29 protein-coding genes and 1 riboswitch are annotated in these 24,056 nt (G+C 40.3%); of the genes, 8 read left to right on the top strand and 21 right to left on the bottom strand.

All coding sequences use genetic code 11. The annotated features are described in order from the left end of the window. Nucleotides 1-109: 109 nt before the first annotated feature. The 6 genes from mmuM to ABOA58_RS14940 form a co-directional block, all read right to left on the bottom strand. Entirely contained in the window at nt 110-1,072 is a 963-nt protein-coding gene (gene mmuM / locus ABOA58_RS14915) for a homocysteine S-methyltransferase (RefSeq protein ID WP_350299014.1), read from the bottom strand. Beyond that, nucleotides 1,069-2,457 (bottom strand): S-methylmethionine permease, encoded by a 1,389-nt coding sequence (gene mmuP / locus ABOA58_RS14920; RefSeq protein ID WP_434547736.1) that lies wholly within the window; start codon nt 2,455-2,457, stop codon nt 1,069-1,071. The genes mmuM and mmuP overlap by 4 nt, the downstream gene beginning before the upstream one ends. Nucleotides 2,458-2,540: 83 nt before the next feature. Further along, nucleotides 2,541-2,643, bottom strand: a riboswitch (SAM riboswitch). Nucleotides 2,644-2,871: 228 nt separating this feature from the next. Continuing rightward, nucleotides 2,872-3,480, bottom strand: a complete 609-nt coding sequence (locus ABOA58_RS14925; protein WP_350299015.1) for a flavin reductase family protein — start codon at nt 3,478-3,480, stop codon at nt 2,872-2,874. Between the two features lie 17 nt (nt 3,481-3,497). Further along, nucleotides 3,498-4,106 carry an alpha/beta hydrolase gene (locus ABOA58_RS14930; protein WP_137017487.1) on the bottom strand — a complete coding sequence of 203 codons (609 nt, stop codon included), beginning with the start codon at nt 4,104-4,106 and terminating at the stop codon, nt 3,498-3,500. After that, nucleotides 4,106-5,053, bottom strand: coding sequence for a ring-cleaving dioxygenase (locus ABOA58_RS14935; RefSeq protein WP_350299016.1), 948 nt, complete (start codon nt 5,051-5,053; stop codon nt 4,106-4,108). Before ABOA58_RS14935 ends, ABOA58_RS14930 begins: the two co-directional genes overlap by 1 nt. A gap of 24 nt (nt 5,054-5,077) precedes the next feature. Next, nucleotides 5,078-6,055: a ring-cleaving dioxygenase gene (locus tag ABOA58_RS14940; RefSeq protein ID WP_350299017.1), complete on the bottom strand. Its 978-nt coding sequence runs from the start codon at nt 6,053-6,055 to the stop codon at nt 5,078-5,080. 245 nt (nt 6,056-6,300) lie between these two features. On the opposite strand from ABOA58_RS14940, the gene ABOA58_RS14945 reads away from it, so the two are divergent. Continuing rightward, nucleotides 6,301-6,900 (top strand): nitroreductase family protein, encoded by a 600-nt coding sequence (locus ABOA58_RS14945; RefSeq protein WP_350299018.1) that lies wholly within the window; start codon nt 6,301-6,303, stop codon nt 6,898-6,900. A 181-nt stretch (nt 6,901-7,081) separates the two neighbouring features. Here the strand turns inward: ABOA58_RS14945 and ABOA58_RS14950 are convergent, their stop codons facing one another. From ABOA58_RS14950 to ABOA58_RS14960, 3 genes are read right to left on the bottom strand one after another with little or no spacing between them, the layout of a single operon-like run. Then, nucleotides 7,082-8,134 carry an alpha/beta fold hydrolase gene (locus ABOA58_RS14950; protein ID WP_350299019.1) on the bottom strand — a complete coding sequence of 351 codons (1,053 nt, stop codon included), beginning with the start codon at nt 8,132-8,134 and terminating at the stop codon, nt 7,082-7,084. After that, complete coding sequence (locus ABOA58_RS14955; RefSeq protein WP_350299020.1) at nt 8,127-8,627, bottom strand: hypothetical protein; 501 nt, start codon at nt 8,625-8,627, stop codon at nt 8,127-8,129. The genes ABOA58_RS14950 and ABOA58_RS14955 overlap by 8 nt, the downstream gene beginning before the upstream one ends. A gap of 23 nt (nt 8,628-8,650) precedes the next feature. Next, on the bottom strand, nt 8,651-9,412 hold the full coding sequence (locus tag ABOA58_RS14960; protein ID WP_350302884.1) for an SDR family oxidoreductase: 762 nt from the start codon (nt 9,410-9,412) through the stop codon (nt 8,651-8,653). Between the two features lie 314 nt (nt 9,413-9,726). Between ABOA58_RS14960 and ABOA58_RS14965 the strand changes: the two genes are divergently transcribed. After that, nucleotides 9,727-10,176: an OsmC family protein gene (locus ABOA58_RS14965; protein WP_350299021.1), complete on the top strand. Its 450-nt coding sequence runs from the start codon at nt 9,727-9,729 to the stop codon at nt 10,174-10,176. Nucleotides 10,177-10,227: 51 nt separating this feature from the next. On the opposite strand, the gene ABOA58_RS14970 is transcribed toward ABOA58_RS14965, so the two are convergent. Next, nucleotides 10,228-10,479: a YkuS family protein gene (locus ABOA58_RS14970; RefSeq protein ID WP_350299022.1), complete on the bottom strand. Its 252-nt coding sequence runs from the start codon at nt 10,477-10,479 to the stop codon at nt 10,228-10,230. 98 nt (nt 10,480-10,577) lie between these two features. On the opposite strand from ABOA58_RS14970, the gene ABOA58_RS14975 reads away from it, so the two are divergent. After that, nucleotides 10,578-10,712 carry a YuzL family protein gene (locus tag ABOA58_RS14975; protein WP_101225105.1) on the top strand — a complete coding sequence of 45 codons (135 nt, stop codon included), beginning with the start codon at nt 10,578-10,580 and terminating at the stop codon, nt 10,710-10,712. 126 nt (nt 10,713-10,838) lie between these two features. Here ABOA58_RS14975 and ABOA58_RS14980 read toward each other — a convergent pair whose 3' ends face one another. Then, nucleotides 10,839-11,003, bottom strand: coding sequence for a hypothetical protein (locus ABOA58_RS14980; protein WP_350299023.1), 165 nt, complete (start codon nt 11,001-11,003; stop codon nt 10,839-10,841). A gap of 94 nt (nt 11,004-11,097) precedes the next feature. Between ABOA58_RS14980 and ABOA58_RS14985 the strand changes: the two genes are divergently transcribed. Beyond that, nucleotides 11,098-11,289 (top strand): hypothetical protein, encoded by a 192-nt coding sequence (locus tag ABOA58_RS14985; protein WP_350299024.1) that lies wholly within the window; start codon nt 11,098-11,100, stop codon nt 11,287-11,289. A gap of 386 nt (nt 11,290-11,675) precedes the next feature. On the opposite strand, the gene ABOA58_RS14990 is transcribed toward ABOA58_RS14985, so the two are convergent. The 3 genes from ABOA58_RS14990 to ABOA58_RS15000 all read right to left on the bottom strand — a co-directional run bounded on the left by ABOA58_RS14990 (nt 11,676) and on the right by ABOA58_RS15000 (nt 14,347). Continuing rightward, the gene (locus ABOA58_RS14990; protein WP_350299025.1) at nt 11,676-12,614 is read right to left on the bottom strand and encodes a magnesium transporter CorA family protein; all 939 of its coding nucleotides are present in this window, start codon (nt 12,612-12,614) and stop codon (nt 11,676-11,678) included. Between the two features lie 319 nt (nt 12,615-12,933). Beyond that, nucleotides 12,934-13,206 carry a hypothetical protein gene (locus ABOA58_RS14995; protein ID WP_350299026.1) on the bottom strand — a complete coding sequence of 91 codons (273 nt, stop codon included), beginning with the start codon at nt 13,204-13,206 and terminating at the stop codon, nt 12,934-12,936. Nucleotides 13,207-13,267: 61 nt separating this feature from the next. Then, complete coding sequence (locus ABOA58_RS15000) at nt 13,268-14,347, bottom strand: nitric oxide synthase oxygenase (RefSeq protein WP_350299027.1); 1,080 nt, start codon at nt 14,345-14,347, stop codon at nt 13,268-13,270. Between the two features lie 265 nt (nt 14,348-14,612). Here ABOA58_RS15000 and ABOA58_RS15005 point away from each other — a divergent pair, with 265 nt between their 5' ends. After that, nucleotides 14,613-14,936, top strand: coding sequence for a winged helix-turn-helix transcriptional regulator (locus ABOA58_RS15005; RefSeq protein WP_101225109.1), 324 nt, complete (start codon nt 14,613-14,615; stop codon nt 14,934-14,936). A gap of 140 nt (nt 14,937-15,076) precedes the next feature. Then, the gene (locus tag ABOA58_RS15010) at nt 15,077-15,994 is read left to right on the top strand and encodes an NAD(P)/FAD-dependent oxidoreductase (RefSeq protein WP_350299028.1); all 918 of its coding nucleotides are present in this window, start codon (nt 15,077-15,079) and stop codon (nt 15,992-15,994) included. Nucleotides 15,995-16,088: 94 nt separating this feature from the next. On the opposite strand, the gene ABOA58_RS15015 is transcribed toward ABOA58_RS15010, so the two are convergent. Next, nucleotides 16,089-16,235 carry a lmo0937 family membrane protein gene (locus tag ABOA58_RS15015; protein ID WP_106027466.1) on the bottom strand — a complete coding sequence of 49 codons (147 nt, stop codon included), beginning with the start codon at nt 16,233-16,235 and terminating at the stop codon, nt 16,089-16,091. Between the two features lie 257 nt (nt 16,236-16,492). Here ABOA58_RS15015 and ABOA58_RS15020 point away from each other — a divergent pair, with 257 nt between their 5' ends. Both ABOA58_RS15020 and ABOA58_RS15025 read left to right on the top strand, forming a co-directional pair. Further along, on the top strand, nt 16,493-16,813 hold the full coding sequence (locus tag ABOA58_RS15020; RefSeq protein WP_350299029.1) for a YckD family protein: 321 nt from the start codon (nt 16,493-16,495) through the stop codon (nt 16,811-16,813). Nucleotides 16,814-16,982: 169 nt separating this feature from the next. After that, entirely contained in the window at nt 16,983-18,956 is a 1,974-nt protein-coding gene (locus tag ABOA58_RS15025) for a S9 family peptidase (RefSeq protein ID WP_350299030.1), read from the top strand. 42 nt (nt 18,957-18,998) lie between these two features. Here the strand turns inward: ABOA58_RS15025 and ABOA58_RS15030 are convergent, their stop codons facing one another. The 6 genes from ABOA58_RS15030 to ABOA58_RS15055 form a co-directional block, all read right to left on the bottom strand. Next, nucleotides 18,999-19,430 carry a CBS domain-containing protein gene (locus tag ABOA58_RS15030; protein WP_350299031.1) on the bottom strand — a complete coding sequence of 144 codons (432 nt, stop codon included), beginning with the start codon at nt 19,428-19,430 and terminating at the stop codon, nt 18,999-19,001. Between the two features lie 80 nt (nt 19,431-19,510). Further along, nucleotides 19,511-20,347, bottom strand: a complete 837-nt coding sequence (locus ABOA58_RS15035) for an MBL fold metallo-hydrolase (RefSeq protein WP_350299032.1) — start codon at nt 20,345-20,347, stop codon at nt 19,511-19,513. Between the two features lie 154 nt (nt 20,348-20,501). Further along, nucleotides 20,502-20,678: a hypothetical protein gene (locus ABOA58_RS15040; protein WP_350299033.1), complete on the bottom strand. Its 177-nt coding sequence runs from the start codon at nt 20,676-20,678 to the stop codon at nt 20,502-20,504. A 495-nt stretch (nt 20,679-21,173) separates the two neighbouring features. Next, complete coding sequence (locus tag ABOA58_RS15045) at nt 21,174-22,154, bottom strand: ABC transporter permease (protein ID WP_350299034.1); 981 nt, start codon at nt 22,152-22,154, stop codon at nt 21,174-21,176. Beyond that, nucleotides 22,147-23,061: an ABC transporter ATP-binding protein gene (locus ABOA58_RS15050; RefSeq protein WP_350299035.1), complete on the bottom strand. Its 915-nt coding sequence runs from the start codon at nt 23,059-23,061 to the stop codon at nt 22,147-22,149. Before ABOA58_RS15050 ends, ABOA58_RS15045 begins: the two co-directional genes overlap by 8 nt. Then, nucleotides 23,058-23,849 carry an SGNH/GDSL hydrolase family protein gene (locus ABOA58_RS15055; protein WP_350299036.1) on the bottom strand — a complete coding sequence of 264 codons (792 nt, stop codon included), beginning with the start codon at nt 23,847-23,849 and terminating at the stop codon, nt 23,058-23,060. Before ABOA58_RS15055 ends, ABOA58_RS15050 begins: the two co-directional genes overlap by 4 nt. Nucleotides 23,850-24,056 lie beyond the last annotated feature (207 nt).

Here is a 24,056-nt window from a genome sequence, read left to right on the forward strand (position 1 = left end):
TGAACTCAAAAAGGAACAGGAACCGTCTGATTATGACGCTTCCTGTTCCTTTTAGTTAGGCTCTATATACTACCTACATACCTTATAACGTTTGATAACAGAACAAGGGCTAGGAGGATACCACCACGGAAGGTCGCCACTTTCTTGAAATGTCTCCGATATGATGTGGAGCCGTTCTGCAGCACCCTCCAATTAAACGCGCCCCTGCATGGTGCCATTCTTCAGATTTCAGGTCGAGCCTGTTACATGATTCTTGACCATGCCATGTTTTAGTTTCTGGATTATATGTTTCACCTGAATTCGGATAAACAATGATTGGTTTATCCGTGTTTGCGCGCAACACCTGGATGGCTTCCGTGATACATGATACTGGCGCACAGTTGATGCCGATTGCTGCAATTTGCTCACTGTCCCCAAACAATCTTGTACACACCTCGAGTGATGTACCGTCACTTATCGCTTTTTCATTTTTCAATGAAAAGGATAGCCAAGCATAAACTTCTGGATAATCCTTCAATAATGAATATAATACTTTTGCTTCTTGCAGGGAAGGAATCGTTTCAAATGCTAAAAGGTCAGCTCCTGCTTCAATCAACGCTGATATCCGTGAGCGATGAAATGCCGTTAAAGTTTCATCCGATACACCATAGTTTCCTATATACTCCGAACCATCTGCAAGATAAGCCCCATAAGGGCCAACAGATGCAGCAACCAATGGCTTAGGCCTAAGCGTTTGGTTTTCTTCCTTCCAAAAATCATCTCTTGCTTTTCTTGCGAGTAAAACCGTTTTCCGGATTAGCTCCAAAGCCTCTTTTTCTTGTATTCCGCGGAGGGCGAAACCTTCAACAGTGGCTTGGTAGCTAGCCGTAATCGCACAGTCCGCTCCAGCACGAAAGTAGTCAGAATGCACTTGATAAATCACTTCTGGATTTTCAAGTAATACACGTGCAGACCAGAGCGGGTCGTCCAAATCACATCCATGCCTCTCAAGCTCTGTAGCTAAAGCTCCGTCCAAAATCATGACTGAATGATCTCGTAAAATAGCGTCAATTGGGTTAGTTTTATTGTTCATGATCTACTCCTCTTTTCTTTATATGTTTTTGTCACATAATAACTTCCATAGCAAAACAAAATAAATGGAATGCCACAATATAGTGCAATTCGTTGTGTAGGATCAAATGCAATTCCTATGCAAGAAGCCAGGCATAGCATAAAAGAAACGATTGGTACGAGTGGATATAATGGCGTTCGATAAGCCAAGTCATTTACTGAATTTCCTTCTTTTATATATCGTCTGCGAAATAGAAACTGTGACACGCTAATACTCATCCAAACTACAACCACGGCTAGTCCAGAAATGGATACAAGCACTATGTAAACAGTATCCGGTGCAATAATACTCGAGAACAGGGCTAAGCAGCCGCCCAACATACTGAAAAGGACTGCAAAAATCGGAACTCCCCGTTTTGTCAATTTTGCAAATATTGGTGATATAGTTTCCTTATCTGCAAGTGACCAAAGCATTCTGGATGATGCATACAGTCCTGAGTTTGCAGCAGATAAAATGGCAGTTAATATAACAAAGTTCATAATATCCGCTGCATATGGCACACCAATCCGTTCAAGAACTGCCACAAAGGGGCTTTCTAATACGCTTGCATCCGAAATAGGCAATAATGCGGACAATACAACGATGGTTCCTACAAAAAAGATAATCAATCTCCATAATGTCATACGGATTGCCTTTGGTATCGTTTTTTCTGGATTCACAGTTTCTCCAGCTGCAATTCCGATTAATTCAGTTCCAGAGAATGCGAAATTCACCGCAAGCATCGTCATTAGAATGGCAAAAGCACCATTCGGAAATAAACCTTCACTTGTAAAATTGGAGAATAACGGAGCGGATTGTGAATGAATTATTGGAATAAAACCTAGCATTGCCGCTGCTCCCAAAATAATAAAAATTACAATGGCAAATACCTTAATAGACGCAAACCAGAATTCGGATTCAGCGAAAAATTTAACGGTCCACGCGTTTAATGCCAAGACCAATATGGCAAATAGTGCACTCCATATCCAGACATTGATTGATGGAAACCATCTCTGCATCAACAATCCTGCAGCCGTGAATTCCGATCCTAGTGCAACAGTCCAAGTTAGCCAATACAACCAGGCTACTGTATACCCTGTCCCAGGACCTATGTATTTAGCTGAGTAGCTATGAAACGCACCTGTCTCGGGCATATGTACTGCCAGTTCACCCAGACATAGCATGACTAGATAAACCACTAATGCCCCAATCAGATACGAAAGGATGGTGCCGAATGGGCCAGCCTGTTGAATCGTATAACCCGAACTTAAGAATAAACCTGTTCCAATCACCCCGCCAAGCGATAGCATTATTATATGCCGTGCCTGCATTTTCCTTTGAAAATCATGATTCCTTTTGTTCTCCATTCTTACTCTCCTTTATCTTGCACCCAGAAAAAACGAAAACGCACTCTAAAAAAGAGTGCGTTACTGACAAATAAACACGTACGGTCTTATCTATCAAGGTTTCACCCCCTGGAATTAGCACAGTGTCATTGCAGACCTGTTGCTGAGGTTTCATAGGGCCAGTCCCTCCACCTCTCTGGATAAGAAGTTATTTTTTTATAACTTTATCAATCTATGCAAAAATTGTCAAGTTTTGTTTCGGTCTGTAAAGACTTCCTTTAAAATCCATACGATCATCGCACCTTTGGCATAGATATGAACTTGTTTTTGGAACAGTCGCTTACAGTATTAGAATTGCAGATAATGCTAACCGGGAATAATTTTAAAAAAATGACGACACCTTAAAAGATGACGCCATTTTTTCTTTCTTATTCCTTAAGGTCGTTGTATTTCAAATAATTCCCCTAGTTTTGTATAAGTATGACCCGCTAATCTTGCTACAGGTTTTAGCCCATTCTGGTCAATCCGGCCATTATGGTAAATCTCCTGCTCTATATGATAGCAGACTATTTTCCCTATCAATAAATCACAACCAGGTTTATTCTTGGAACCTGCCAATGGTATCGCATGCTCCAATGTGCATTCAAAGCGTACCTTCGCTTCTTGCAATCCTGGTACCGACACCTTCTCACTAACAGCCTGAGTGAAATTGGTAAGACCCAATTCACTTTCGTCAGACGGGAGTTCCTTGGCCGTTCGATTTGCATCAGCAACATTATCTTCATCAGTGATATGAACAACGAATTCACCTGTTTGAATTGCATTTCGGGCAGTGTCCTTCGAAGCTCCTTCTTTCCGTTGAACAGAAATGGAAATCATAGGAGGATTGGAACTGACTATGTTAAAAAAACTGAACGGAGCTATATTGATTGTACCGGTTTCGGATTGTGTCGTAACCAGGGCTATTGGTCTCGGTATGATGCTTCCAGTCAAAAACTTATAATTCTCCCGTTCAGTAAGACTTTCAGGATTAACTGAAATCATCTTCATCCCTCCCATTCTTATAAAAAGTTCTTTTGAAACCATGAACTTGCTGCATCAACCTCTGAACGTGTTAACTGATGACCGTAATTTTCCCAGTGAACATCCACCGCAGCACCAGCTTGCAGTAAAATTTGATTAAGTTCATCAGTTTCTGCTGCCGGGCAAATCGGATCGTTTTTACCTGCAGCAATGAATACAGGTATATCCGAAAGGGACGGCAAAGCAATCCCGCGTCTAGGCACCATTGGATGATGAAGAATCGCTCCTTTTAATGCCCCTTCAAAATGGAACATCAAACTTGCTGCTATGTTTGCACCATTAGAATAACCTAATGCCACCACTCTGTCACGATCGAAGTCATATTGTCCGGACGCTGATTCCAAGAAGTCATAAAGCTCCTTCGTACGGAAAATCAAATCTTCTTCATCAAAAACTCCTTCAGCCAGCCGGCGGAAATAACGGGGCATTCCGTTTTCAAGTACATTTCCCCGTACGCTGAGTACGGATGATCCCGGTGAAACCATTTCCGATAATGGCAAGAGATCCGTTTCCGTTCCTCCAGTGCCATGTAAAAGCAAAAGCAACGGTGCATCTGGATTACTTCCTTTTTGAAAAATATGCTTCATCATTTATCCTCCTCTAGTACTCTCGGCACTGCCGGCAGTAACGTTTTCTCCATGATCTCCCTTTTTTCTTCAAGCCAGGGCGGCAGCATTAATTTACTACCCATCGTTTCCTTCGTTTCATCATGAGCAAAGCCAGGTGGATCTGTGGCAATTTCAAAGAGTATGCCTCCATCTTCCCTGAAATAAATGGCATCGAAGTATTGGCGGTCTGTAAAGGGTGTCACGCCATAGCCATGGTTTGCGATATGCTCCCTCCATTCTTTATGATCTTCATTATCGCTTGCACGCCATGCAAGATGATGGACAGTTCCCACTCCGATTTTCCCATTTGGCAAAACAGTTTTTTTAACATCTACCAAATTTCCGATGTCCGATGTGGATTTGAAGCGGATGAAATCACCCTCTTCCCCCATCTTTTGCAAACCCATCACTTCCTCTAATAGTTCCATCGTTTTGATCGGTTTCGACGTCAATAATACCGCACCGCCGAATCCCTTGATCGCCTTGTCAGCTGGTACACCGCCGAATGACCACTCGCTATTTTTACCTTCTTTACGCTCAACCAGTTCAAGTTGCAATCCATGTGGATCCTGAAATCCCAGATAATCCTCGCCGAAGCGTGAGATCTTTTCAAAGTCAATATTAAATTTACCCAAGCGCGTTTCCCAGAAGCCCATTGAACCTTCCGGAACGGCATATGTTGTAATCCCCACTTGTCCGGAGCCAATTGTCCCTCGGTATGCCCCAGGCCAAGGAAAGAAAGTGATGATAGTGCCCGGTGAACCTGATTCATCTCCGAAATATAAATGATAGGTGCCTGGATCATCAAAATTAACGGTTTTCTTCACCATACGCATTCCCAGCACTCCAGCATAAAAATCCACATTCTCTTGAGGATTGCCTACAATTGCGGTTATATGATGTATTCCTGCATTTTGCTTTTGCATGCCGATTACTTCCTTTCCCGTTGATTAATTTGTTGATTTTGTATTCAGTGGTTTTAAATTCGATTCAATATCCTTTCTTTTTGATTCTAAAAATGGCGGCAGGGCAAGGTTCTCACCTAGGTGCTGCTCTGCTTCATCCACTGCAAAACCAGGTCCATCAGTAGCTAGTTCAAATAATATGCCATTCGGCTCCCTAAAATACAGTGAACGAAAATAAAAGCGGTCCACATATCCAGAGTTCACGAATTTTGATTCACTAATTTTTTCTATCCATTTTCTCAGTTCTTCTTCATTATCCACCCGAAAGGCAACATGGTGTACTCCACCCCTCCCCAACCTTTCCCGAGGAATGTCATTCCTTTCTTCAATATGAAGTTCCGCTCCTGTTCCTCCCTCACCTGTCTCGTAAACGACAATTGGATTTTGCCCCCTAATTGAAGAAGGATATGTGCCTGATTTCCTGAACCCCAATACCTCGGAAAGAACAATTTCTGTTTGTTCAATATTAGGTACAGTAAGTCTTACCGGTCCTAACCCAAGGATAGAAAACTCTTTCGGTACCGGGCTTCCAACCCATGGTGATCCTCCCTGAACGCCGTTATTATCCTGATCGGAAACCAGAAGTAGCCTCTGCCCTTCAGGATCTTTAAAAGAAAGCACCTTCCTTTCAAAACGGCTCGATATTTCATCATGCTCAACATTGAATTCCACAAACCGTTTTTTCCAATATCCTAGAGCTTCATCATCTCTAACCCTTAAAGAAATTTCTGAAATGCTATTGTTTCCCTCATGAGTGCGGGCAGCATTGGGAATTTCAAAAAACGTCAATTCCGTACCCGGAGAACCAATTTGATCTCCATAAAATAAGTGATACACACGAACATCATCTTGATTCACCGTTTTTTTGATTAATCGCATCCCTAAGACTTTTGTGTAGAAATCAAAGTTATTTCCCGCTTTAGCTGTAATCGCCGAAACATGATGTAATCCTTTTAATTCCATCCTTACCACTCCTATCTTTATAAATCTCCCCTTACAGAGATGAAATAATCCGTAAATAATATCTCGAATTCGAGGTATTTAACCAAACATATAATACTTTTAATAAAAATATCTTGATTTAAAGATAAATGACAGCGATTAATTTGTCAACCATTTTCATTCAAATAATTTCACCTGTATACACTTTTCATAAAATAATAAAATCAGGTCAAAATAAGTCGGTATAATGAATGGAGGTATGATATATGGCTAAAGATTTTTTTAGCGCAATTGAAGATAGACGCTCTTATTATTCCCTTAGCAAGGAACGTGTTGTCCCTAATAAAAGGATTAAAGAAGTTATCGATCATGCCGTTCAATATTCCCCTTCCGCTTTCAACTCCCAAAGTGCAAGAGTGATTGTTTTAACAGGTCAAAGCCACGACCAATTATGGGACATCACGAAAAACACATTAAGAAAAGCTGTCGGTGACAAAGATTTTGAAAAAACGGAAGAAAAAATGAAGTCATTTATAAATGGTTATGGTACGGTTTTATTCTTTGAAGACCAGGCCATTATAACAAGGCTTCAAGAACAATTCAAAACGTATGCCGAAAACTTTCCGATTTGGTCGAACCAATCGTCTGCCATTTTACAATTTGTCGTATGGACTTCCTTGGAAATTGAGGGGTTTGGTGCAAGCCTTCAGCATTATAATCCTTTAATCGATGACGAAGTGAGAAAGACATGGGATATATCACGCGATTGGAAACTCATCGCTCAGATGCCCTTTGGAAAACCCACTGCAGAGCCTGGTGATAAAGACTTCACACCACTTGAAGAACGAGTGAAATATTATCAATGATACAATAGGGGCTGGCTCTACACACCGAGCCAGCCCCTTCATTTATTTCACTTTAGTAATCCGGAAATGTTGCAAAAAATTTTGAAAATATCAATGCCGCAAAGCCCATATATTCAACAACCGGCATAATTTTAAAATTCTCACTGGTGTTAAACACGTATATTTCACATCCCCCAGTAACCTATTGAATTGGTGATGAACGTCCTGGTAGCCATTCCTTCAAATAATATGGGAGTCCATCGGAATATTGTTTAGCCGCATGTCCGCTTTTCAGTAGGCTATATGTCTTATCCTTACAAGTTAAATGCTCCATTACCGGATAAATCATTTCCTGAGGGACCAATCGATCATACTTACTTGCAATGACCAAAACACTAGCATCAATTTTCGATAGCTTCGCTTTTTTCCCCCTTACCTTAAAGCCCCCATTAACCAAGCGATTTTTTATCAAAAGGTCTTTGGTTATTTGTTTGGCAGCTGCTCCGGATAACGGCACATGCCCATTGATCCACGCATTGAAGCGGCGCCAATTCTTAACGTATTCCTCATCATCCGCTTGATTCAATAATGATAAATACGGTGATATATAGATAGGAGATGTAATTAAACGGATTCCATATTTAACAGCACTGGCTGGAATCGTTTGATAAATATCAATCGTATCGTCGAAATTCACGGTACCTTCTTTTAATGCTTCCTGCCACTGATCAAAAGATTCCGAGGCACTGAAATCTACCGGTGTAACGGAAAGAATCAAGTTCTTGATTGGCTCGTCAGCAATGGCAGCATATATTGCGGCTATTGTACCGCCGATGCAAAATCCCATTACTGTAATTTCCGATGCCCCAGAGTGGCGCAATGCACGCTGCACTCCTTTTTGAATATAATCGACGATATAATCTTCGATCGATATTTCGCCATCTTCAAAACCCGGACTTCCAAAATCAAGCAAATATACATCAAAGCCTTCATTTACAAAAGATTCTATTAGACTATTCCCTGGGGACAGATCAAGAATCAAAGGAGTATTGATTAGTGAATATATAAGAAAAACCGGCACATCATATTTTTTTTTTGCCGACGGATAATACCAAAGCGATGATTTGTTTTTTTTCCACACCGATATTTTAGGCGTCAGTCCCATTTCAGGCATTGGCTGATTGGGAATATCCAAAAAATGTTTCCACTTTGGTATGGTTTCGGATTGATTTTTCGGCACTTTCCGTTTAGACATTAGAATTCCCCTGTCTAAAAGAATTGAACTCCAACTGTGAACTTATCAACAGGGAATCATTTAAGAAATTCGATATCCTTTTTTTACTCCCTTCCATTTCAATGGAATCCCATTTTGACTTCTTTTTCTTACTGCGAGATGAAAAAGCATTGCGTTTATTGCGATTTGAAGAATTACCTCTGAGATTTCCGCCCCTATCATCATCAAGTGTAGAGAGCAAATCTTCTATCCTATCAATTTTTTCTTCGAGCTGGATCACTAATTTCGCGATTCCCGCCACATCCTTTTTTGTTGGATAATTCATGATGATGGACATTCTTTCTGAAGCTTCCTGCATTCTATTTATTCTTGGAACCTGCATTTGGGCATTGTCGCTTACTGCTTCTATTAACTCACGATTATTTAGCAAATCCTTAATTTTATCATTAAGCTGTTGTTCTTTTTGTGCGCCTAGCAATTTAAGCCCTTTATAAAAATTTGATTTTTCCGCCATATATATCTTCCTTTCTCCTCCGTTTATACTAATGCCGATATACCTCCGTCTATGATCAAAACATGACCAACCATATAGTCAGAAGCCTGTGAGGCTAAAAATACGGCAGCCCCCTTTAAATCTTCTTCATCGCCAAACCTGCCAGCAGGAATTTTGCCTAATATGTCATAGTCGGACTTTTCAAGAACTTTCTTTGTGATTTTAGTCGGGAAAAATCCAGGTGCTATCGCATTGACTTGGATGCCGTATCTAGCAAGCTTAACTCCTAAATCCTTCGTCATTGTAATGATGGCACCCTTACTGGTGTTATAAGCTATCGTATCCAATAGCTCAGGAAACGTCCCGCCAAGACCTGTCACCGATGCAATATTTATGATTTTCCCTGAATTTTGCCGCTTCATGACCCTCGCTACAGCTTGTGAAAACAGGAATGTACCTGTAACATTAACATTCAATACTTTTTCCCACTTATCCTTAGGAAGATCCAAAAGCGGACCTGACCAGGACGTACCGCTATTATTGACAAGAATATCAATCGTGCCAAATTGGGCAACCGTTTCCTGGACGACACGGTCAATGGCACTCTCATCCGTGATATCACATTCAAAGGCAACGGCATTAACACCCATCGATTGCAAGTCTTCACATACCTCCTTACATACAGGAAGATTTCGTGAAGCAATGACTATATTAGCACCAGCCTCCCCCAACGCCATGGCGATCTGTTTGCCCAGCCCTCTGCCGCCGCCGGTTATGATAGCCGTTTTATTAGTCAAATCGAACATATTACTCAATGTAGTCAACTTTTCAGCCCTTCCTTAATGAAGTATTATTTATATTAAACCGTCTATATCATTATAGATAAGCCTATCCAATATTGTGCTTAAAATAGCCTGATGCCTCTGCCTTTTGTTTCATCAACAGTATCCTTTATATCAATAATGCCTATCCGCTCGACCGCTACGGTCGGCTTGCTGAATTGGCATACTGAAAACTTAATTCGACCCACTGCTGTATGATTACTCACCCGAGTGAGCAAAATCGAATACTTAGCCTGTTTTATCGTTTACACTATAGAAATGGTAAGGAGGTAAAAAAAATGACGATACATCACTTTCATTTAACCGCAGAGTGGCCAGGCGGCAGAAATGATATCGGCACAATTCATTCAGGGAATCTTCTAACACAGATAAGTATTCCAACTGAAATGGATGGACCAGGGATCGGCACTAATCCCGATGAAATGCTGCTTGGGGCGGCATCGACCTGCTATATCATTACCTTTGCTGCCATGTTAGAGCGAGCCCATATAGAAAAAGTGAGCTTGACCATGCAATCGGAAGCGTTAGTGGATGTTACGAATGGTGTATTCACCTACAAGAAAATCATTCATCGCCCTGAACTTATATTAATACCGGGGACTTCAGAAAAAGTGGTTGAAAAAGCGAGGAAACTTGCTGAAAAAGCTGAAGCCTCATGTATGATTTCCAAGGCGATCAAAGGGAATGTAGCGGTGGAATTGAATGCAGCAATTTCCATAGCACAGTAACCTTGAACAAAAAAAGTGCCTAACCCTATATCGGTTTAGGCACTTTTTGAACTATTGAATGGCGTTCATTTTATTTTCAACCTCGCGGCACACTTCATCAGCCGTTAAACCACTTGCCTCAATGATAGACGCTTTTAATGAAGTATCGCTTATACCCATTACATTACTTTCCAAACCTGTTACCACACAACAATCCACGTTTTTTGCGTCAGCTTCTTGTTTAATCTCCACAACATCAAAACCTTTTTCACGAAGTGCTTCCTGAATATTCGTTAATGATTCTTCAACACCGATTTTTGACATCAACACACACCTCCTCTACCTTCTAACCTGTCCTTTTCACCTTCAATATATGTATAGGATGCAAAGGAAAAAGGGAAAGTAATATCGAGGTGATAAACATGAATGGAAAAAACAAGAAAGATGCTTCACAAACCCGTTTAGGGTCTTCCCAGGTAGAAGGGCAAGGTACCACTACGAAAGAAACCGGGTCCTTCACTCAACCCTCTTCACTCAAAAAGCAAAAGCGTTCTTGATAAGAATTCTAAAACAACCATGGAATTCCGTCTTCATGATACGCAAAAAAAAAACGCTTGGTTTATCCGCCAAGCGTTTTCCTCTGCTTGATCCTTTTTGCTTAACTTTGAAGTCAGGGACTTCTCTTACATATTTTGCTTTCTGATTTCCTCTTGGATCTTTAGATCATTCAATTGATCTCCATCAATTGTTTTTGAATCCATTTTTCCTTTATCGGTTCCATCTGGGTTTAAATCACTTGCCCTTAAATTATTATTGCGAGCTGCTTGCTCGTTCCATTTGGTCATCATGATCTCCTCCTCAGTCCTTATCCTTCCCAATCCTAATAATATTCATGAATACACCCCATCCTTTATTGCCAAGATACAAATGGAGGTGGTTTAATTGGAACCAAACAGACCCGGCAATAAGAATATTCCGGATTTTAAAGAGTTGAACGACCGTATCATCAGAGAAGCATCACAGAGTCCCCGTTTAGTGATTAAAACAAATTTGGATGCAAAGAATGTAAAAGATGAGAACCCTTATACCGATCGAATTAACAGTGAAGGATTTGCTGATTTTTTTGAGGAATAAAACAAAACCGGCTTGGCAGCCTCAACCAAACGGTTCGGCACCAGTTGATCTATAGTAATCATTTCAAGTTGAACACGCTGAATAGAATCATGTTTAGAAAGCATCCTTATCACCTAAAGTTTTATTAATTCTATTTTAAAGCAATAAAGACTTTAGGCGTAAGGGTTCTATCTAAAAGTTAAAACAAAGTTGGTTGGAACGTAAGGTGCGAGACCCCTACGGGAAATGCGAGTCCAGGGGAGACCCCGCAGGCGCATAGGCGCCGAGGAGGCTCCCGGACCGCCCGCGGAAAGCGAGTGCCCTACGTTCCAATCAATGTCCAAATTACACAAACCCCTAATAAAAACTGTAGACAAACTGAAACCGGCTTAATAAGCCGGTTAATTTTAAAAATATTTTTTCTTCCAAAAAATGAATGCCGTCGTCCCCGCCAATGTGATGGCTATTAATAATGTAAAAATGAAAGCAAACCGATTATGTTCAAATGGCAGTTCCACATTCATTCCGTAGAAGCTTGCCACCATCGTCGGCAGCGTCAAAATAATGGTCACGGAGGTTAGAAACTTCATGGCATTATTGACATTATTGGAAATGATCGAAGCGAATGCATCCATCATACCGCTAAGAATGGATAGATACACTTCTGCCATTTCAATTGCCTGAGCATTTTCGATGATTACATCCTCAAGCAATTCTTTATCTTCTTCATACATTTTCAAATAATTAAAACGGAGGATCTTATCAAGTACTACCCGATTGGATTTTAATGATGTCGTAAAATAAACCAAGCTTTTTTCCAAAGACAGGAAAGTGTATAATTCTTTATTTTTCATGGACTGATGCAATTCACGTTCCGCTTCATTAGTCATCTTGTTGATTTGTTTCAGGTAACGTAAATAATAGGATGAAATCTCAAATAGTAATTGTAAGGCAAACCTTGTTTTCTTATTGGTGAAAAATCCTTTTATCTTATTGTTTTTGAAATTCGCCAATATCGGTGTTTCTTTCAAAGATACCGTAATGAAACAGTCTTTGGTAAAAATCATCCCTATAGGTATTGTTTCAAAAATCGGTAAGTCGGCCTCATCCCTGGTCAAATATGGGAAGTCGACAATAATTAAAACATTATCATCCTCTTTTTCGATTCGAGGCCTTTCCTCATCATCCAACGGATCTTTCATGAAATTTATCGGTAACTTCAAAGTCGTACATATATAATCTATTTCAGCTTCTGTGGGCGCGACAATGTTCACCCAGGAACCTTTTGTCATTTCCTCGATCTTGTTTAGGTGTCGGTTTTCATCCGTCTTGTAGATTTCAATCATTTCTTGACCTCCTCTTCTATAGAGAAAGCCTTATTTACCTTCTTCGAGCAGATACTCAGGGAGAATAACAGTCTCGACTTCTAGCATCATATTGGCTTCCTCTTGCTTTCTGGGTTCAGGATCATAAGAACTGCTGCTCACTCGTATCCACTTCCTTTCGATTCTTTAATCTTAATCCTTATTCTTTTAAAGCACAATAACGAATTTAATACCTTGGTTCCCTGTTTTGAATTCGAAATTATCAGTTTTTATCGCTTGGAAAATTTAATAAAAACTACCACAAAAAAAACACTTGGGTTTCCCCAAGCGTCTGATAACGTTATCCATGCTTAGCATTATTATAATAGTGAACACCATACATGGCGCCTTCATCTACCATTTTATTGTCGTCATGATCATATGGATCAGGGTGACCTGCCTTTTCAATTACAGGATCAAGCTCTGAAGCCGTCCTATTCCAAAAGCCTACTGTTTTTGCTTTTGCATTTGACCATATGTCCTTCATTTTTCCTCTGTTCGTTTTATTCGATAAAAATGAGAATCCGGCAACTCCGACTCCTAGTAATACCACGTTTCTTCCTAATGCCATCATTACCTTCCCCCTTATTTATTGGCTTGATATATATATACCCAACGCCAATTAATGTAAACCTTTATTTATATGGAGGAATTTGATAAAAGAAATTAGGTTTCATTATTTCATTATTATATGGCTGATGAAAAACGTGGGTTGTGGCTGGAGATACCGGCGGAATTAACCAGGTCCAGTCCCCAGTAACTTTCCGGTTACAAGTGGTTTCTTTTTCTTCGAATTTCTTGAATTGTTTAGCTGCTGTATGGTGATCAACAATGCTGACTCCGTGTTTTTTATACGAATGAAGGACTGCTTCATTCAGTTCGATAAGAGCTCGATCTTTCCATAAACTTGAATCACGTTTAATATCCAAGCCCATCCTCTCCCCAATTGCCGGCAGCATATTGTAGCGTTCTTCATCAGCAAGGTTCCTGGCACCGATTTCCGTTCCCATGTACCACCCATTAAATGGTGCAGCTGAATACGTGATTCCGCCAATTTCCAGCCTCATGCCAGATATGATCGGAACTGCATACCATTTGATTTGAAGATCTTTGAACCATGTCAGTTCAGGGTGGGTGATTTGAACTTCTTTAACGAGGCTCTCAGGTATTTCATGTAAACTAGGGGTTTTTCCGTCCAATTGGACTACTAGGGGTAAAATATCGAAACGCCCGAATTTCCCTTCCCATCCCAATGCCATACATTGCTTGGTGAATGCTATTGAACTTGAATCGCCGATTACGCCATGCTCCGTCTCATATCCTGCATATCGAATAAGCTGATGATTCCAAATATCCACTTTTTGATCATGATCTTTTTGTTTGAAAATTGTAATCACAGGCCTGATGCTCCCATTATTCGTTGCATATTCGATATGCTCATAGAGAGCCGATACAATTTCTTCTTCGCTTTGAATCATCCTTTTATCAATCACCCTCAGCGACTCCCAAAAAAAGCGCCCTATGCAACGATTGCTATTACGCCAAGCTAATTTAGCACCATAAACCAATTCTTCATATGTATGTTCATATCTGCCTGTTTCATCTATTTCCTTTTTGATTTGTTCAATCCTGCCATCTATGTCCTCTTCCGTTTTCGATAATTCCAGATAACTTGTCCTGATAAAGGATACGGCCTCTTGCAGTAAATCACTCATCTTTCCCACGAACCCTTCCATTTGTAAAACTTTGACTTCAATATTAAAATAACATATTTTTCACGGTATCCCTAAAGAACACATTTTTTAAAAGCGCATTTTTTTTAAAAATGTGGCAATTACGAGGCGAATTTCTTATCATGATACTTAAAGTAAGCACATAAATTTCTTATACTTTAATATCCTCTAGTAACTAAATAATTATCGGTAAAGTTGTTACATATGAGGTAAATGCATTATAATATATTAATAATGAGGTGATAAGATGAATAATACGACACTTTGTCCACGATTTGAAAAAGGAATGCAAATCTTGAGTAAACGCTGGACTGGATTGATTGTCAATCAATTACTTAATGGCCCTCAACGGTTTTGTAATATTGAATCTGCATTCCCGATAAGCGGCAGGATTCTTTCCGAACGTTTAAAGGACTTGGAAATTGAAGGTATTGTTAAAAGGGACGTATATCCAGAGACACCGGTCAGGATTGAATATTCTTTAACTGAAAAAGGCAAGGCTCTTGCACCGGTAATGAACGAAATTCAAAATTGGGCACAAGAATGGCTCGAACCAATACAAGAACAATGATACCGGCATTAACTGAAAAAGAGGAAGGTCCGCCAGCTGGCGGACTTTCCTCTTTTTTGTTTAAGCGCCAGCGACTAGTGGTATATTTTTTACAGATAGAATAACACTAGGTTTATTCCAAATTTATGGGCGGTGAATTCATGAAACAAGCAGATTGCATTATTATTGGTGGAGGTATAGCCGGTATTCAGGCAGCTATACAGCTCGGAAGGTATAAACATGATATTATCGTCATTGATTCTGCTCAAGGCCGCTCTTCCATTGCCAAGGCTTATCATAACATTCTTGGATGGCCGGATGGGGTAAGCGGTAAACAATTAAGGACGCTTGGCAGACAGCACGCTGAAAAATTCGGTGTCGAATTCTTGGATGATACTGTGACATCTCTTGAAAAAAAACAGGACAAGTTTTTTATCCAAACAAAGAATGACAGGGAATATCAAGCAAAAATGATTTTTCTCGGTACCGGCATTACCGATAACATTCCTCCAATCAAAAACATCTATCCAACTCTTGGGACATCCACATATATATGCCCTGACTGTGATGGGTATGAGATCATGGATAAGCAAACCGTTGTTCTTGGAGGCGGAAATACGGGTGCGGGCATGGCCCTTACACTTTTATATTGGTCAAAAGATATCATTTACGTAAATCATTTGAAATCAAAAATTGATGATGATTATAAGGAAAAATTGAAGGGAAATCAGATACCCGTAATCGAAGAAGAAGTTTGTGAGGTTCATGTCGACGACAAACAGCAGCTAACGGGCATACAATTAGTCTCCGGTAAAATAATCGAGGCTGAAAAAGCATTCACGGCGTTTAAAGGGAACAAACTAAATAATGACCTAGCCCTACAATTAGGTGTGCAAGTCAATGAAAACAATCATGTCGTGATTCATCCCCGGACTAAAGAAACGAATATTAAAGGAGTCTGGGCAGGCGGTGACCTCGTTGCCCATTCCGAACAAGTCACCATTTCGATGGGGGATGGCACCCAAGCAGCGATATGGATTCATAAGAGGTTGTTAGGCCAGCCACTTCCTTACGATTGACAACTTAATGGAAATGTAAAAGGCGGCCTGTTCACCAGGCCGCCTTTTACATTGGTATTTATAAGCTTTTCCACGTCAGCCATTCAATACACATCTACATTCGATTCCTTCCCTTAAAAACTTTAACCAAAATGAGAATGACCGCGATGATAAGCAAGATATGTATAAAGCCTGCAGCCACTTTAAAGACTAAACCAAGAACCCATAATAATATTATTACACCAATAATCGTCCAAATCATGATACTCCCCCATTCTTTAAGGATTTTTATTAATAAGAAGTTACATCAAAATATTTGCTTACATTTAAATTACCCATATCTTTCTTTAACAAACCCTTACCTATTTTTTTACATAAAACTGTAAATGCTGTAAATGATAATAAAGAAATAAGGAATCTTCCATAAAGAAAAACATTTTACAAGGAAGAGACTTTAAGGTTTTAAATGTTCTACAATTCTTCATAAGGCAAAAAAACAAAAGAAGGAGTCGTTCATTCATGAAAAAGTTTTTAGTCATCTGTTTAACAGCCTGTTCCCTATTCTTATTCAACCTCAACCACCCAGCTGCAGAGGAAAATAAAGCAAAAACGGAACGTGTACAATTCACTGATGCTCAAAAATCTGAAATCGGCAAGATCCAAAAGCAGATACTCGCTGACAAAAAGATATTGATCCAAAAATATGTCGAGTATGGAGCGCTTTCAAAAGAAGAAGCCGATAAAATGGTTTCACATTTTGAAAAACATTATAAAATGATGGAAGAACATAATTTCCAAATACCGCCGCACCGCCCACATACACGACACATGCATAAGTAGTTGTAAGTTTTTGCCTATATAACCTGATGATCCGACCTGATGAAAAGGCCGGATTTTTTTCATTTCTTTCGTCCTTGATAAATAAACCTTACGCGTTTACCATTTACTAAAGGAATTATATTTCTCTTTAGCGAAATACATAACTATGAGAAATGAAAGGGTGAAAAGGATGAACAAAATAGGTATAACAGCAAGAGACTTATTTCACTTGAAATCAGTGACCGATCCAAAGCTATCACCGGATGGCAGTATGGCGGTTTATGTCCAAACCAGAATCGATGAAAAAACGGAAAAATACATTTCCAATCTGTTTATGTTCAGCCTGATTACGAATGAAACAAAGCAATGGACGTTTGGGAATAATCGTGATACATCACCAGCATGGTCCCCCGACGGCAAGCATATTGCCTTTATATCAGGCAGATCAGGGAAAAAACAAGTCCACATCATTGGGAGCATTGGTGGGGAAGCTCGCCAGTTGACCCATTTCGTTAACGGCGCTTCAAAACCTATTTGGTCTCCTTGTTCCACCAAGTTGCTGCTTTCTACCGGGTTAAAGGAGGACGAAAACCTTAATACGGTTAAGGAAAATGATTTGACCAAAGAAGTTAATAGGTATGACCGGATTAAGTATAAATGGGATGGAAGAGGCTATTTTGATCAGTTATATCAGCAGCTGGTTATAGTGGACATTTTTCAGGGAGAATCCACATTGATAACGGAAAACAATGTTGATCATCAACCGAATGCATGGTCACCAGACGGACAGCATATTGCATTCATAAGCGGGGATGCAGAAAGAAGTGATGATGAACTTTTTTCCGATATTTTCATCATGGACCTTGAAACGAAATCTTTAGAGAAGATAACGGATAGTACAGGTTTCTTTAGAGATCCGAAATGGTCTCCAAATGGCGAATATCTATCTTTCATTGGCCATAATAAAGAATTTGCCGGTGCCACCTTTTCAAATATCTGGTTATATTCCATTTTCGATCAAACGACTCAGTGTTTGACCGATGGATGGGACGTCCAAATAGGCGATTCCGCAATTGGAGATTTCCAAATCGGAGCCGTAGACCCAGGTATTTTGTGGACAAACGATAGCCAAGGTTTTTACTTTTTAATAAGTGATTACGGAAATACTGGAGTATATTATGGTTCGATTGAAGGAGCCATGTATCCATCAATCCTTGACCCGCAGCATATATACGGCCTGACTATAGATCCCGAAAGCCACCGTGCTGTCGTGGCCATCAGTACACCTGTTCATCCCGGCGATCTCTTTGCTTATAACCTTACCAATGGCGATAAGGAACAAATCAGTTTTGTTAATGAGGATTTTTTGAAGGATAAACATTTGTCCACGGCTGAACCAATTACATTCCAGTCCGTTGATGGACTTACCATCCACGGCTGGATCATGAGACCGACCGATTTTGATGGTAATCAAAAATATCCGCTCATTTTAGAAATCCACGGCGGTCCGCATATGATGTATGCCAATACCTATGTTCATGAATTCCAGACCTTGGCTAATGAAGGCTATACTGTATTGTTCACTAACCCGCGCGGGAGTGTAGGGTATGGCCAAGACTTCGTAAATGCCTGCCGGGGCGATTATGGAGGCATGGATTATAAAGACTTAATGGCTGGAGTTGATCACGTTTTAGCTACGTATGATTTTATAGACCATGAAGATTTAGGGGTATCCGGAGGAAGTTATGGAGGGTTCATGACAAATTGGATCATCGGACATACCAACCGCTTCAAGGCCGCTGTCACTCAGCGTTGCATTAGTAACTGGCTAAGTTTTTATGGGGTCAGCGACATCGGCTATTATTTTACAGAGTGGGAAGTTGGCGGCGATATCGTTAACTCTGCTGAAAAATTATGGCAGCACTCTCCATTAAAATATGTTTCCGATGTGAATACCCCTTTACTTTTACTTCACGGTGATAAGGACTTCCGCTGTCCCATTGAACAGAGCGAACAATTTTTTGTCGCCTTAAAACGTCAAAATAAAGAAGCGGTACTTGTTTCCTTCCCAGAAGAAACTCATGAAGTATCCCGAAGCGGATCTCCAAAAATGCGCTTGCAACATGTTGAGGAAATCAAAGAATGGTTTAATAAATATCTTTAAAAATAAAAACTCTGTTAGCAAAAGCTAACAGAGTTTTTATTTTTAGTGTTGAATTTGGTCTCTGTCTTCGGAAATTGAACTTAATGCATTTCCCGCCATTGAATTTGTCTGTTGGTGTACAGCAAGATCACCTAATGCCACGACTCCGACCAGCTTGTCATTCTCAATGATAGGGAGCCTTCTGATTTGTTCGGTAGCCATTAACTCCTCAGCTTCCTCCACTGACATATCAGGCGTGCCTGTTACAAGATTGGTGGAAATGACATCGGTAATTCTAGTCGAATTCGGCTTTTTCTCGGCAACACAGCGAATGACGATATCCCTGTCTGTAATAACACCAATTAAATGGTTATTCTCCAATACAGGAATGACACCGACATCATCATTCTTCATTTTGACTGCTGCTTCATATATATTATCTTCCGCAGTGCAACAGTCCACGTCTGTTGTCATGATATCTCTTAATTTAGTCACGGAAATCCCTCCATTTTTCATAAGTTGCTTGTTTATTTTTGACTTCTGAAGAGAAATTATTCATGAAACTCGTTCACGCTTCATTCCACATATTTCCCGTGATCCGGTTTAGCTAATGAATCGAATTCCTTTGCAAGCTTCGCTAAACCCATTTCCAGTTCTTTCCCTTCAACAGGATAACCATGTCCCGTTATGGCAACAGTCGGCTTTAGACTTTCCAATAACCTTACCGATTCTTTGGCAGCCTCCCAATCGGTTGTCAAATACCGCGGTGGGCCTGCTATTTCTTTCTCCTGAGTGATAACCTTGTATAGGGAATCTTGCCTGACATTCACAAAAGCATCTCCAGCAATCAAACTTCGGTCACTTTCACGGAAAAGTGAAATATGTCCTTTCGAATGGCCAGGGGTGTGAACCCATTTCCAATCGTGAAGCCCGGGAACACTATGATCATCAGGCAATGGCTGAACTTTTTCATCAAGGTTGATTCCCTCATTCGGAAATACCCATGAAATTTTAGCGACCATTCCCCCTTCAACGGTAGGATCAGGTTCGGGGTAATTTTCCTGTCCCGTTAAATAAGGCATTTCTTTAATGTGGGCATAGACAGGAGCATCCCAATACTCCATTAACTCAATCAGTGCACCAACATGATCGAAATGTCCATGTGTCAAAATAATCGCGGCAGGTGGATTTTGCGGTCCGTATATTTCTTCAGCAGTTTTCTTTATTACCTCTGCTGAACGCGGCATCCCAGCATCTATCAATACCCATTTATCATCTTTGGGTGACCCTATAAAAATTACATTAACGATTTGGACGGACAGACAATATATATCCTCATTTATAATCTGTACATCTCCACTGGAAACTGAAGTCATTGGCATGAATTTTTCATTCAAATGATTATCATCCATTTATAATCCTCCTAATTTGAACATACTGTTTTTTAAAGGATACCCTGTACGAGAAAATAAAAAACAACCTATAATTTATATAGGCTGTTTCAGATGGTAAGAAAGATTCGAAAGCGAGTTTGCCTACAGTTCTTTTAAAAAGTTGCAGATGATTTCAAAAATCCGCTCCCTTTCCGCCGACTGTCTGCCAAACCTCCTCTCCGTAAGCATCTAGCGGGTCTCGACTAGCCAGTTCGGCAGGAGTGTCGCAAATTTCTTCAATCCAATGAGTTTTCAGTTCATATAAACAGTAAAAATATATGAGGATAACCAGGTCTTGTTTTAAATTCATGGTAATCTTCCCTTGATTAAATCGTGAAACTGATTCGAAATGAGACCATTCCGAACACCATTAGATCGACAAACTCGAAGAAGAGCAAGTGTGCCTACAGTTTTTTTATTTAAAAAAAGTTGCAGTTGATTCCAGCCGGACTTTTTTCGTCAGTCACGGCACCTTTTTTCGGCCAATCATGCAGTTTTTCGGCCTTCACCGCACTTTTTTCAACCGTCCACGCAGTTATTCGACCTTCATCGCACTTTATTCGACCGTCCACGCAGTTATTCGACCTTCCCTACACTTTATTCGACCGTCCACGCAAGTTATTCGATCTTCCCTGCACTTTATTCGACCGTCCACGAATTTTTTCGACCTTCACTTCATTATTCGGACTCCGAACCCCATTTTGTCGCCAAACTGAGGCATCTTTTATAATCATGTTGGGGTGCGACACTCCCGAACCATCTATGTCAACAAACTGAAACAACCTATAATTCATTAGGCTGTTTCTCAGTATACATCCCGCCGGGTAAATACTGTAAAAGATACGATTAAAGCTAGCGCCCACCAAACGAGCAGAGTAATGACGGAGGATAATAAAGTCATCCCTTCAATCGGTGGAGCCGTCCCGCTAATGTAAGCGGTCAATTTCAAATTCACCATAAAGAAATATTTCGCTGATTCCCATGATGAAACCATATTGTTCAATATAGCCCCGGAAATCAATGCAGCCAGCATGATGCCCATGCCTGCAGGGGTGCTTCTCACTAAAACCGAAAGCATGAAAGAAAGGGTACCTACAACAACCGCCACCAGCCAGACAAGTCCCAAATCCATCAATAGGAATTTCCATTGTTCCACTAACCTTACTTGACTGACATCCACGTCTGACCCATTCAATTCGAATCCGGTTATTACAGGGGCCCCCCATCCTTGATATCCGAAAATGACACCTGATAATAGGTAAGATAATAAGGCTGTCATCGCCACGATAATCGAAACCGATAATAATAATGTTACATATTTGCTCAATAAGATTTTCCAGCGCTCCACTGGCCTGGTCAACAAAAGCTTGATCGTCCCTTGACTGCTTTCGGAGGAAACCATATCACTAGCCACAATCATGATCAACAGCGGAATGAACAAATCGATTGCATTTTCCAAAAACATGCGTGTAAAGGTGGCTGCGCCTGGTTCTGAGGGATTGATATCATGATCTAGATAATATTGCTGCTGCTTCAGACTTACTTGCAGCTGTTCACGCCACTCATCGAGCATCCTATTCGAGCCCAATCGATTTTGAGTATCAATGATTTGCTGCTGAAGAGCTGCACGCCAATCATCAGTTCCCAACTTCTCCCGCTGCTCTTCCACTTGTTTGTATTGGGCATATGTAAACATCAGCACTAAAATTCCCACGATGATACCGATTATGATTAACCGTTTCTTTGCCAACAACTTCATCATTTCATTTTGAATCAAGTTATTCAATGCCTGCACCTCCGACACTGGTAACTTGCAAAAACAATTCTTCCAATCCCGCGAGCTTACGATTCATTTCATGGACCCTCACCCCTGCTTGGTTAAGTGCAGCATTCCATTCGGGTGTTTTTAGTTCATCATAGGCTGTAATGATATATTTTTGATCTATGGTAATTTCGGTGAAGCCGCTAAGAATTTCCGCTCCCTTTTGTATAGGTTCCACCCGCCAAAATATCCGCTCCTGAGTGGATAATAAGCTTTCCACCGTATCCGTTTTGATAATTTCCCCCCCTTTAATAATTGCGACCCGGTCACAAAGTTGCTGTATTTCACCTAGTAAGTGTGAAGAAACCAGAACGCTCATACCTTCTTCTTCAGCCAACTTTCTGATGAATTGCCGCATTTCACGGATTCCGGCAGGATCTAGACCATTGGTCGGTTCATCCAAAATCAAGAGCTTGGGACTGTTCAGCATTGCCTGCGCGATTCCTAAGCGCTGCCTCATACCTAACGAATAGGTCTTCACTTTATCGTGAATCCTAGCTTGCAGACCGACGAGTTCAACAACCTCGTTCATTCTTGTTTCATCAACTTCAGGTAACATTCTTGCAAAGTGGAGCAAATTATCCCATCCGCTCAAAAAAGGATACAACTCTGGATTTTCAACGATGCAGCCCATTTGCTTCATAGCCTTCGTAAATTCCTGACGAACATCATACCCGCATATATGGATTGAACCCGAAGTTGGCTTAATCAAACCGACCAACATGCGGATCGTCGTCGTCTTTCCTGCTCCATTCGGTCCTAAAAAGCCGAAAACCTCCCCTTCATTCAGTTCAAAATCAATTCCTTTAATAATTTCCCTTTTGCCAATCCTTTTTCTCAAGTCCCTGACAGACAATGTCACCTGTTTCATCGTTCCACATCCTCCCATTTTATTAAAGGAGCAACTCTATCAGCAATTAAACGATATCCCTTCTTATTAGGGTGAAATTTATCCGAATACAAATACTCATTTACCGACAATTGAAATAAATCAAAAGTTGGAACGAAAATTGCATTTTGATAAAGAGCCACGACTTCCGCCGTTTCATTATTCCAGTCCCGTACGATGCGGTTCGTATCAAAGTCTTCATCCAAATCTATAAACGGATTATACAGCCCAAGCAATAAAATGGTAGCTGTATCATTGACTTTATTGATATCTTTAAAAATTTCATGTAAATTTCCCAAGAAATTCTTTTGTGATACAGATATAGCTTCACGATCATATTCAAGCAGGGTCTGGCCTTTTTGAAATAAATCGTTACCCCCGATTGTAACTAAAATAACATCAGCTGCCTGGATTTGGCGCTTCACTTCCGGTTGTTTCACTTGCTGCACCAATTCTTTAGACACTTGTCCATTAATTCCGAGGTTATGAATGATTGGTTTTCTATTGTACTCACTCTTCAAATCTTCAACAACAAGTCCAACGTAGCCTTTCCCTGTTTCATCACCTGTGCCACGTGTCAATGAATCGCCTAATGCCACTACCGTAAAATCATCAGGAAGATCATTTTTAATGGGGGTTTCTTCAATTACTTCTCTATCGGAAGTTCCTTTTCCGTAATGGTCAGTAATCGCCCATCCAAGGCAAAATAAAAAAAACAGGCCGGTAAGAGCCGATACGATGGTAGCAGCCAACACTTTTGGTTTGCTCAAAACAATCACCCTTCCATTCATTCTCTACCTTCCATTAAATCATATTCTTTCCAAAAACAAAAAACTGATTGTTCTGGTTATAAATCCCAATTTATAAAAGCATCTCCTTTTTAAAATTACCAATAAAAAAAGGCGGAAAGGGATTACAAAAGGGGTTCTATCATACCCTAAAAAACTTTTAATCGAGTTTGTATACAGTCTGAGGGA

Origin of the sequence: Peribacillus frigoritolerans, assembly GCF_040250305.1 — a bacterium.
Lineage (GTDB): Bacteria > Bacillota > Bacilli > Bacillales > DSM-1321 > Peribacillus.

Bases quoted from the DNA above. Each gene is read 5' to 3' on its own strand.
- mmuM (WP_350299014.1), bottom strand. From the start codon at position 1,072: ATGAACAATAAAACTAACCCAATTGACGCTATTTTACGAGATCATTCA.
- mmuP (WP_434547736.1), bottom strand. From the start codon at position 2,457: ATGGAGAACAAAAGGAATCATGATTTTCAAAGGAAAATGCAGGCACGG.
- ABOA58_RS14925 (WP_350299015.1), bottom strand. From the start codon at position 3,480: ATGATTTCAGTTAATCCTGAAAGTCTTACTGAACGGGAGAATTATAAG.
- ABOA58_RS14930 (WP_137017487.1), bottom strand. From the start codon at position 4,106: ATGAAGCATATTTTTCAAAAAGGAAGTAATCCAGATGCACCGTTGCTT.
- ABOA58_RS14935 (WP_350299016.1), bottom strand. From the start codon at position 5,053: ATGCAAAAGCAAAATGCAGGAATACATCATATAACCGCAATTGTAGGC.
- ABOA58_RS14940 (WP_350299017.1), bottom strand. From the start codon at position 6,055: ATGGAATTAAAAGGATTACATCATGTTTCGGCGATTACAGCTAAAGCG.
- ABOA58_RS14945 (WP_350299018.1), top strand. From the start codon at position 6,301: ATGGCTAAAGATTTTTTTAGCGCAATTGAAGATAGACGCTCTTATTAT.
- ABOA58_RS14950 (WP_350299019.1), bottom strand. From the start codon at position 8,134: ATGTCTAAACGGAAAGTGCCGAAAAATCAATCCGAAACCATACCAAAG.
- ABOA58_RS14955 (WP_350299020.1), bottom strand. From the start codon at position 8,627: ATGGCGGAAAAATCAAATTTTTATAAAGGGCTTAAATTGCTAGGCGCA.
- ABOA58_RS14960 (WP_350302884.1), bottom strand. From the start codon at position 9,412: ATGTTCGATTTGACTAATAAAACGGCTATCATAACCGGCGGCGGCAGA.
- ABOA58_RS14965 (WP_350299021.1), top strand. From the start codon at position 9,727: ATGACGATACATCACTTTCATTTAACCGCAGAGTGGCCAGGCGGCAGA.
- ABOA58_RS14970 (WP_350299022.1), bottom strand. From the start codon at position 10,479: ATGTCAAAAATCGGTGTTGAAGAATCATTAACGAATATTCAGGAAGCA.
- ABOA58_RS14975 (WP_101225105.1), top strand. From the start codon at position 10,578: ATGAATGGAAAAAACAAGAAAGATGCTTCACAAACCCGTTTAGGGTCT.
- ABOA58_RS14980 (WP_350299023.1), bottom strand. From the start codon at position 11,003: ATGATGACCAAATGGAACGAGCAAGCAGCTCGCAATAATAATTTAAGG.
- ABOA58_RS14990 (WP_350299025.1), bottom strand. From the start codon at position 12,614: ATGATTGAAATCTACAAGACGGATGAAAACCGACACCTAAACAAGATC.
- ABOA58_RS14995 (WP_350299026.1), bottom strand. From the start codon at position 13,206: ATGATGGCATTAGGAAGAAACGTGGTATTACTAGGAGTCGGAGTTGCC.
- ABOA58_RS15000 (WP_350299027.1), bottom strand. From the start codon at position 14,347: ATGAGTGATTTACTGCAAGAGGCCGTATCCTTTATCAGGACAAGTTAT.
- ABOA58_RS15005 (WP_101225109.1), top strand. From the start codon at position 14,613: ATGAATAATACGACACTTTGTCCACGATTTGAAAAAGGAATGCAAATC.
- ABOA58_RS15010 (WP_350299028.1), top strand. From the start codon at position 15,077: ATGAAACAAGCAGATTGCATTATTATTGGTGGAGGTATAGCCGGTATT.
- ABOA58_RS15015 (WP_106027466.1), bottom strand. From the start codon at position 16,235: ATGATTTGGACGATTATTGGTGTAATAATATTATTATGGGTTCTTGGT.
- ABOA58_RS15020 (WP_350299029.1), top strand. From the start codon at position 16,493: ATGAAAAAGTTTTTAGTCATCTGTTTAACAGCCTGTTCCCTATTCTTA.
- ABOA58_RS15025 (WP_350299030.1), top strand. From the start codon at position 16,983: ATGAACAAAATAGGTATAACAGCAAGAGACTTATTTCACTTGAAATCA.
- ABOA58_RS15035 (WP_350299032.1), bottom strand. From the start codon at position 20,347: ATGGATGATAATCATTTGAATGAAAAATTCATGCCAATGACTTCAGTT.
- ABOA58_RS15040 (WP_350299033.1), bottom strand. From the start codon at position 20,678: ATGAATTTAAAACAAGACCTGGTTATCCTCATATATTTTTACTGTTTA.
- ABOA58_RS15050 (WP_350299035.1), bottom strand. From the start codon at position 23,061: ATGAAACAGGTGACATTGTCTGTCAGGGACTTGAGAAAAAGGATTGGC.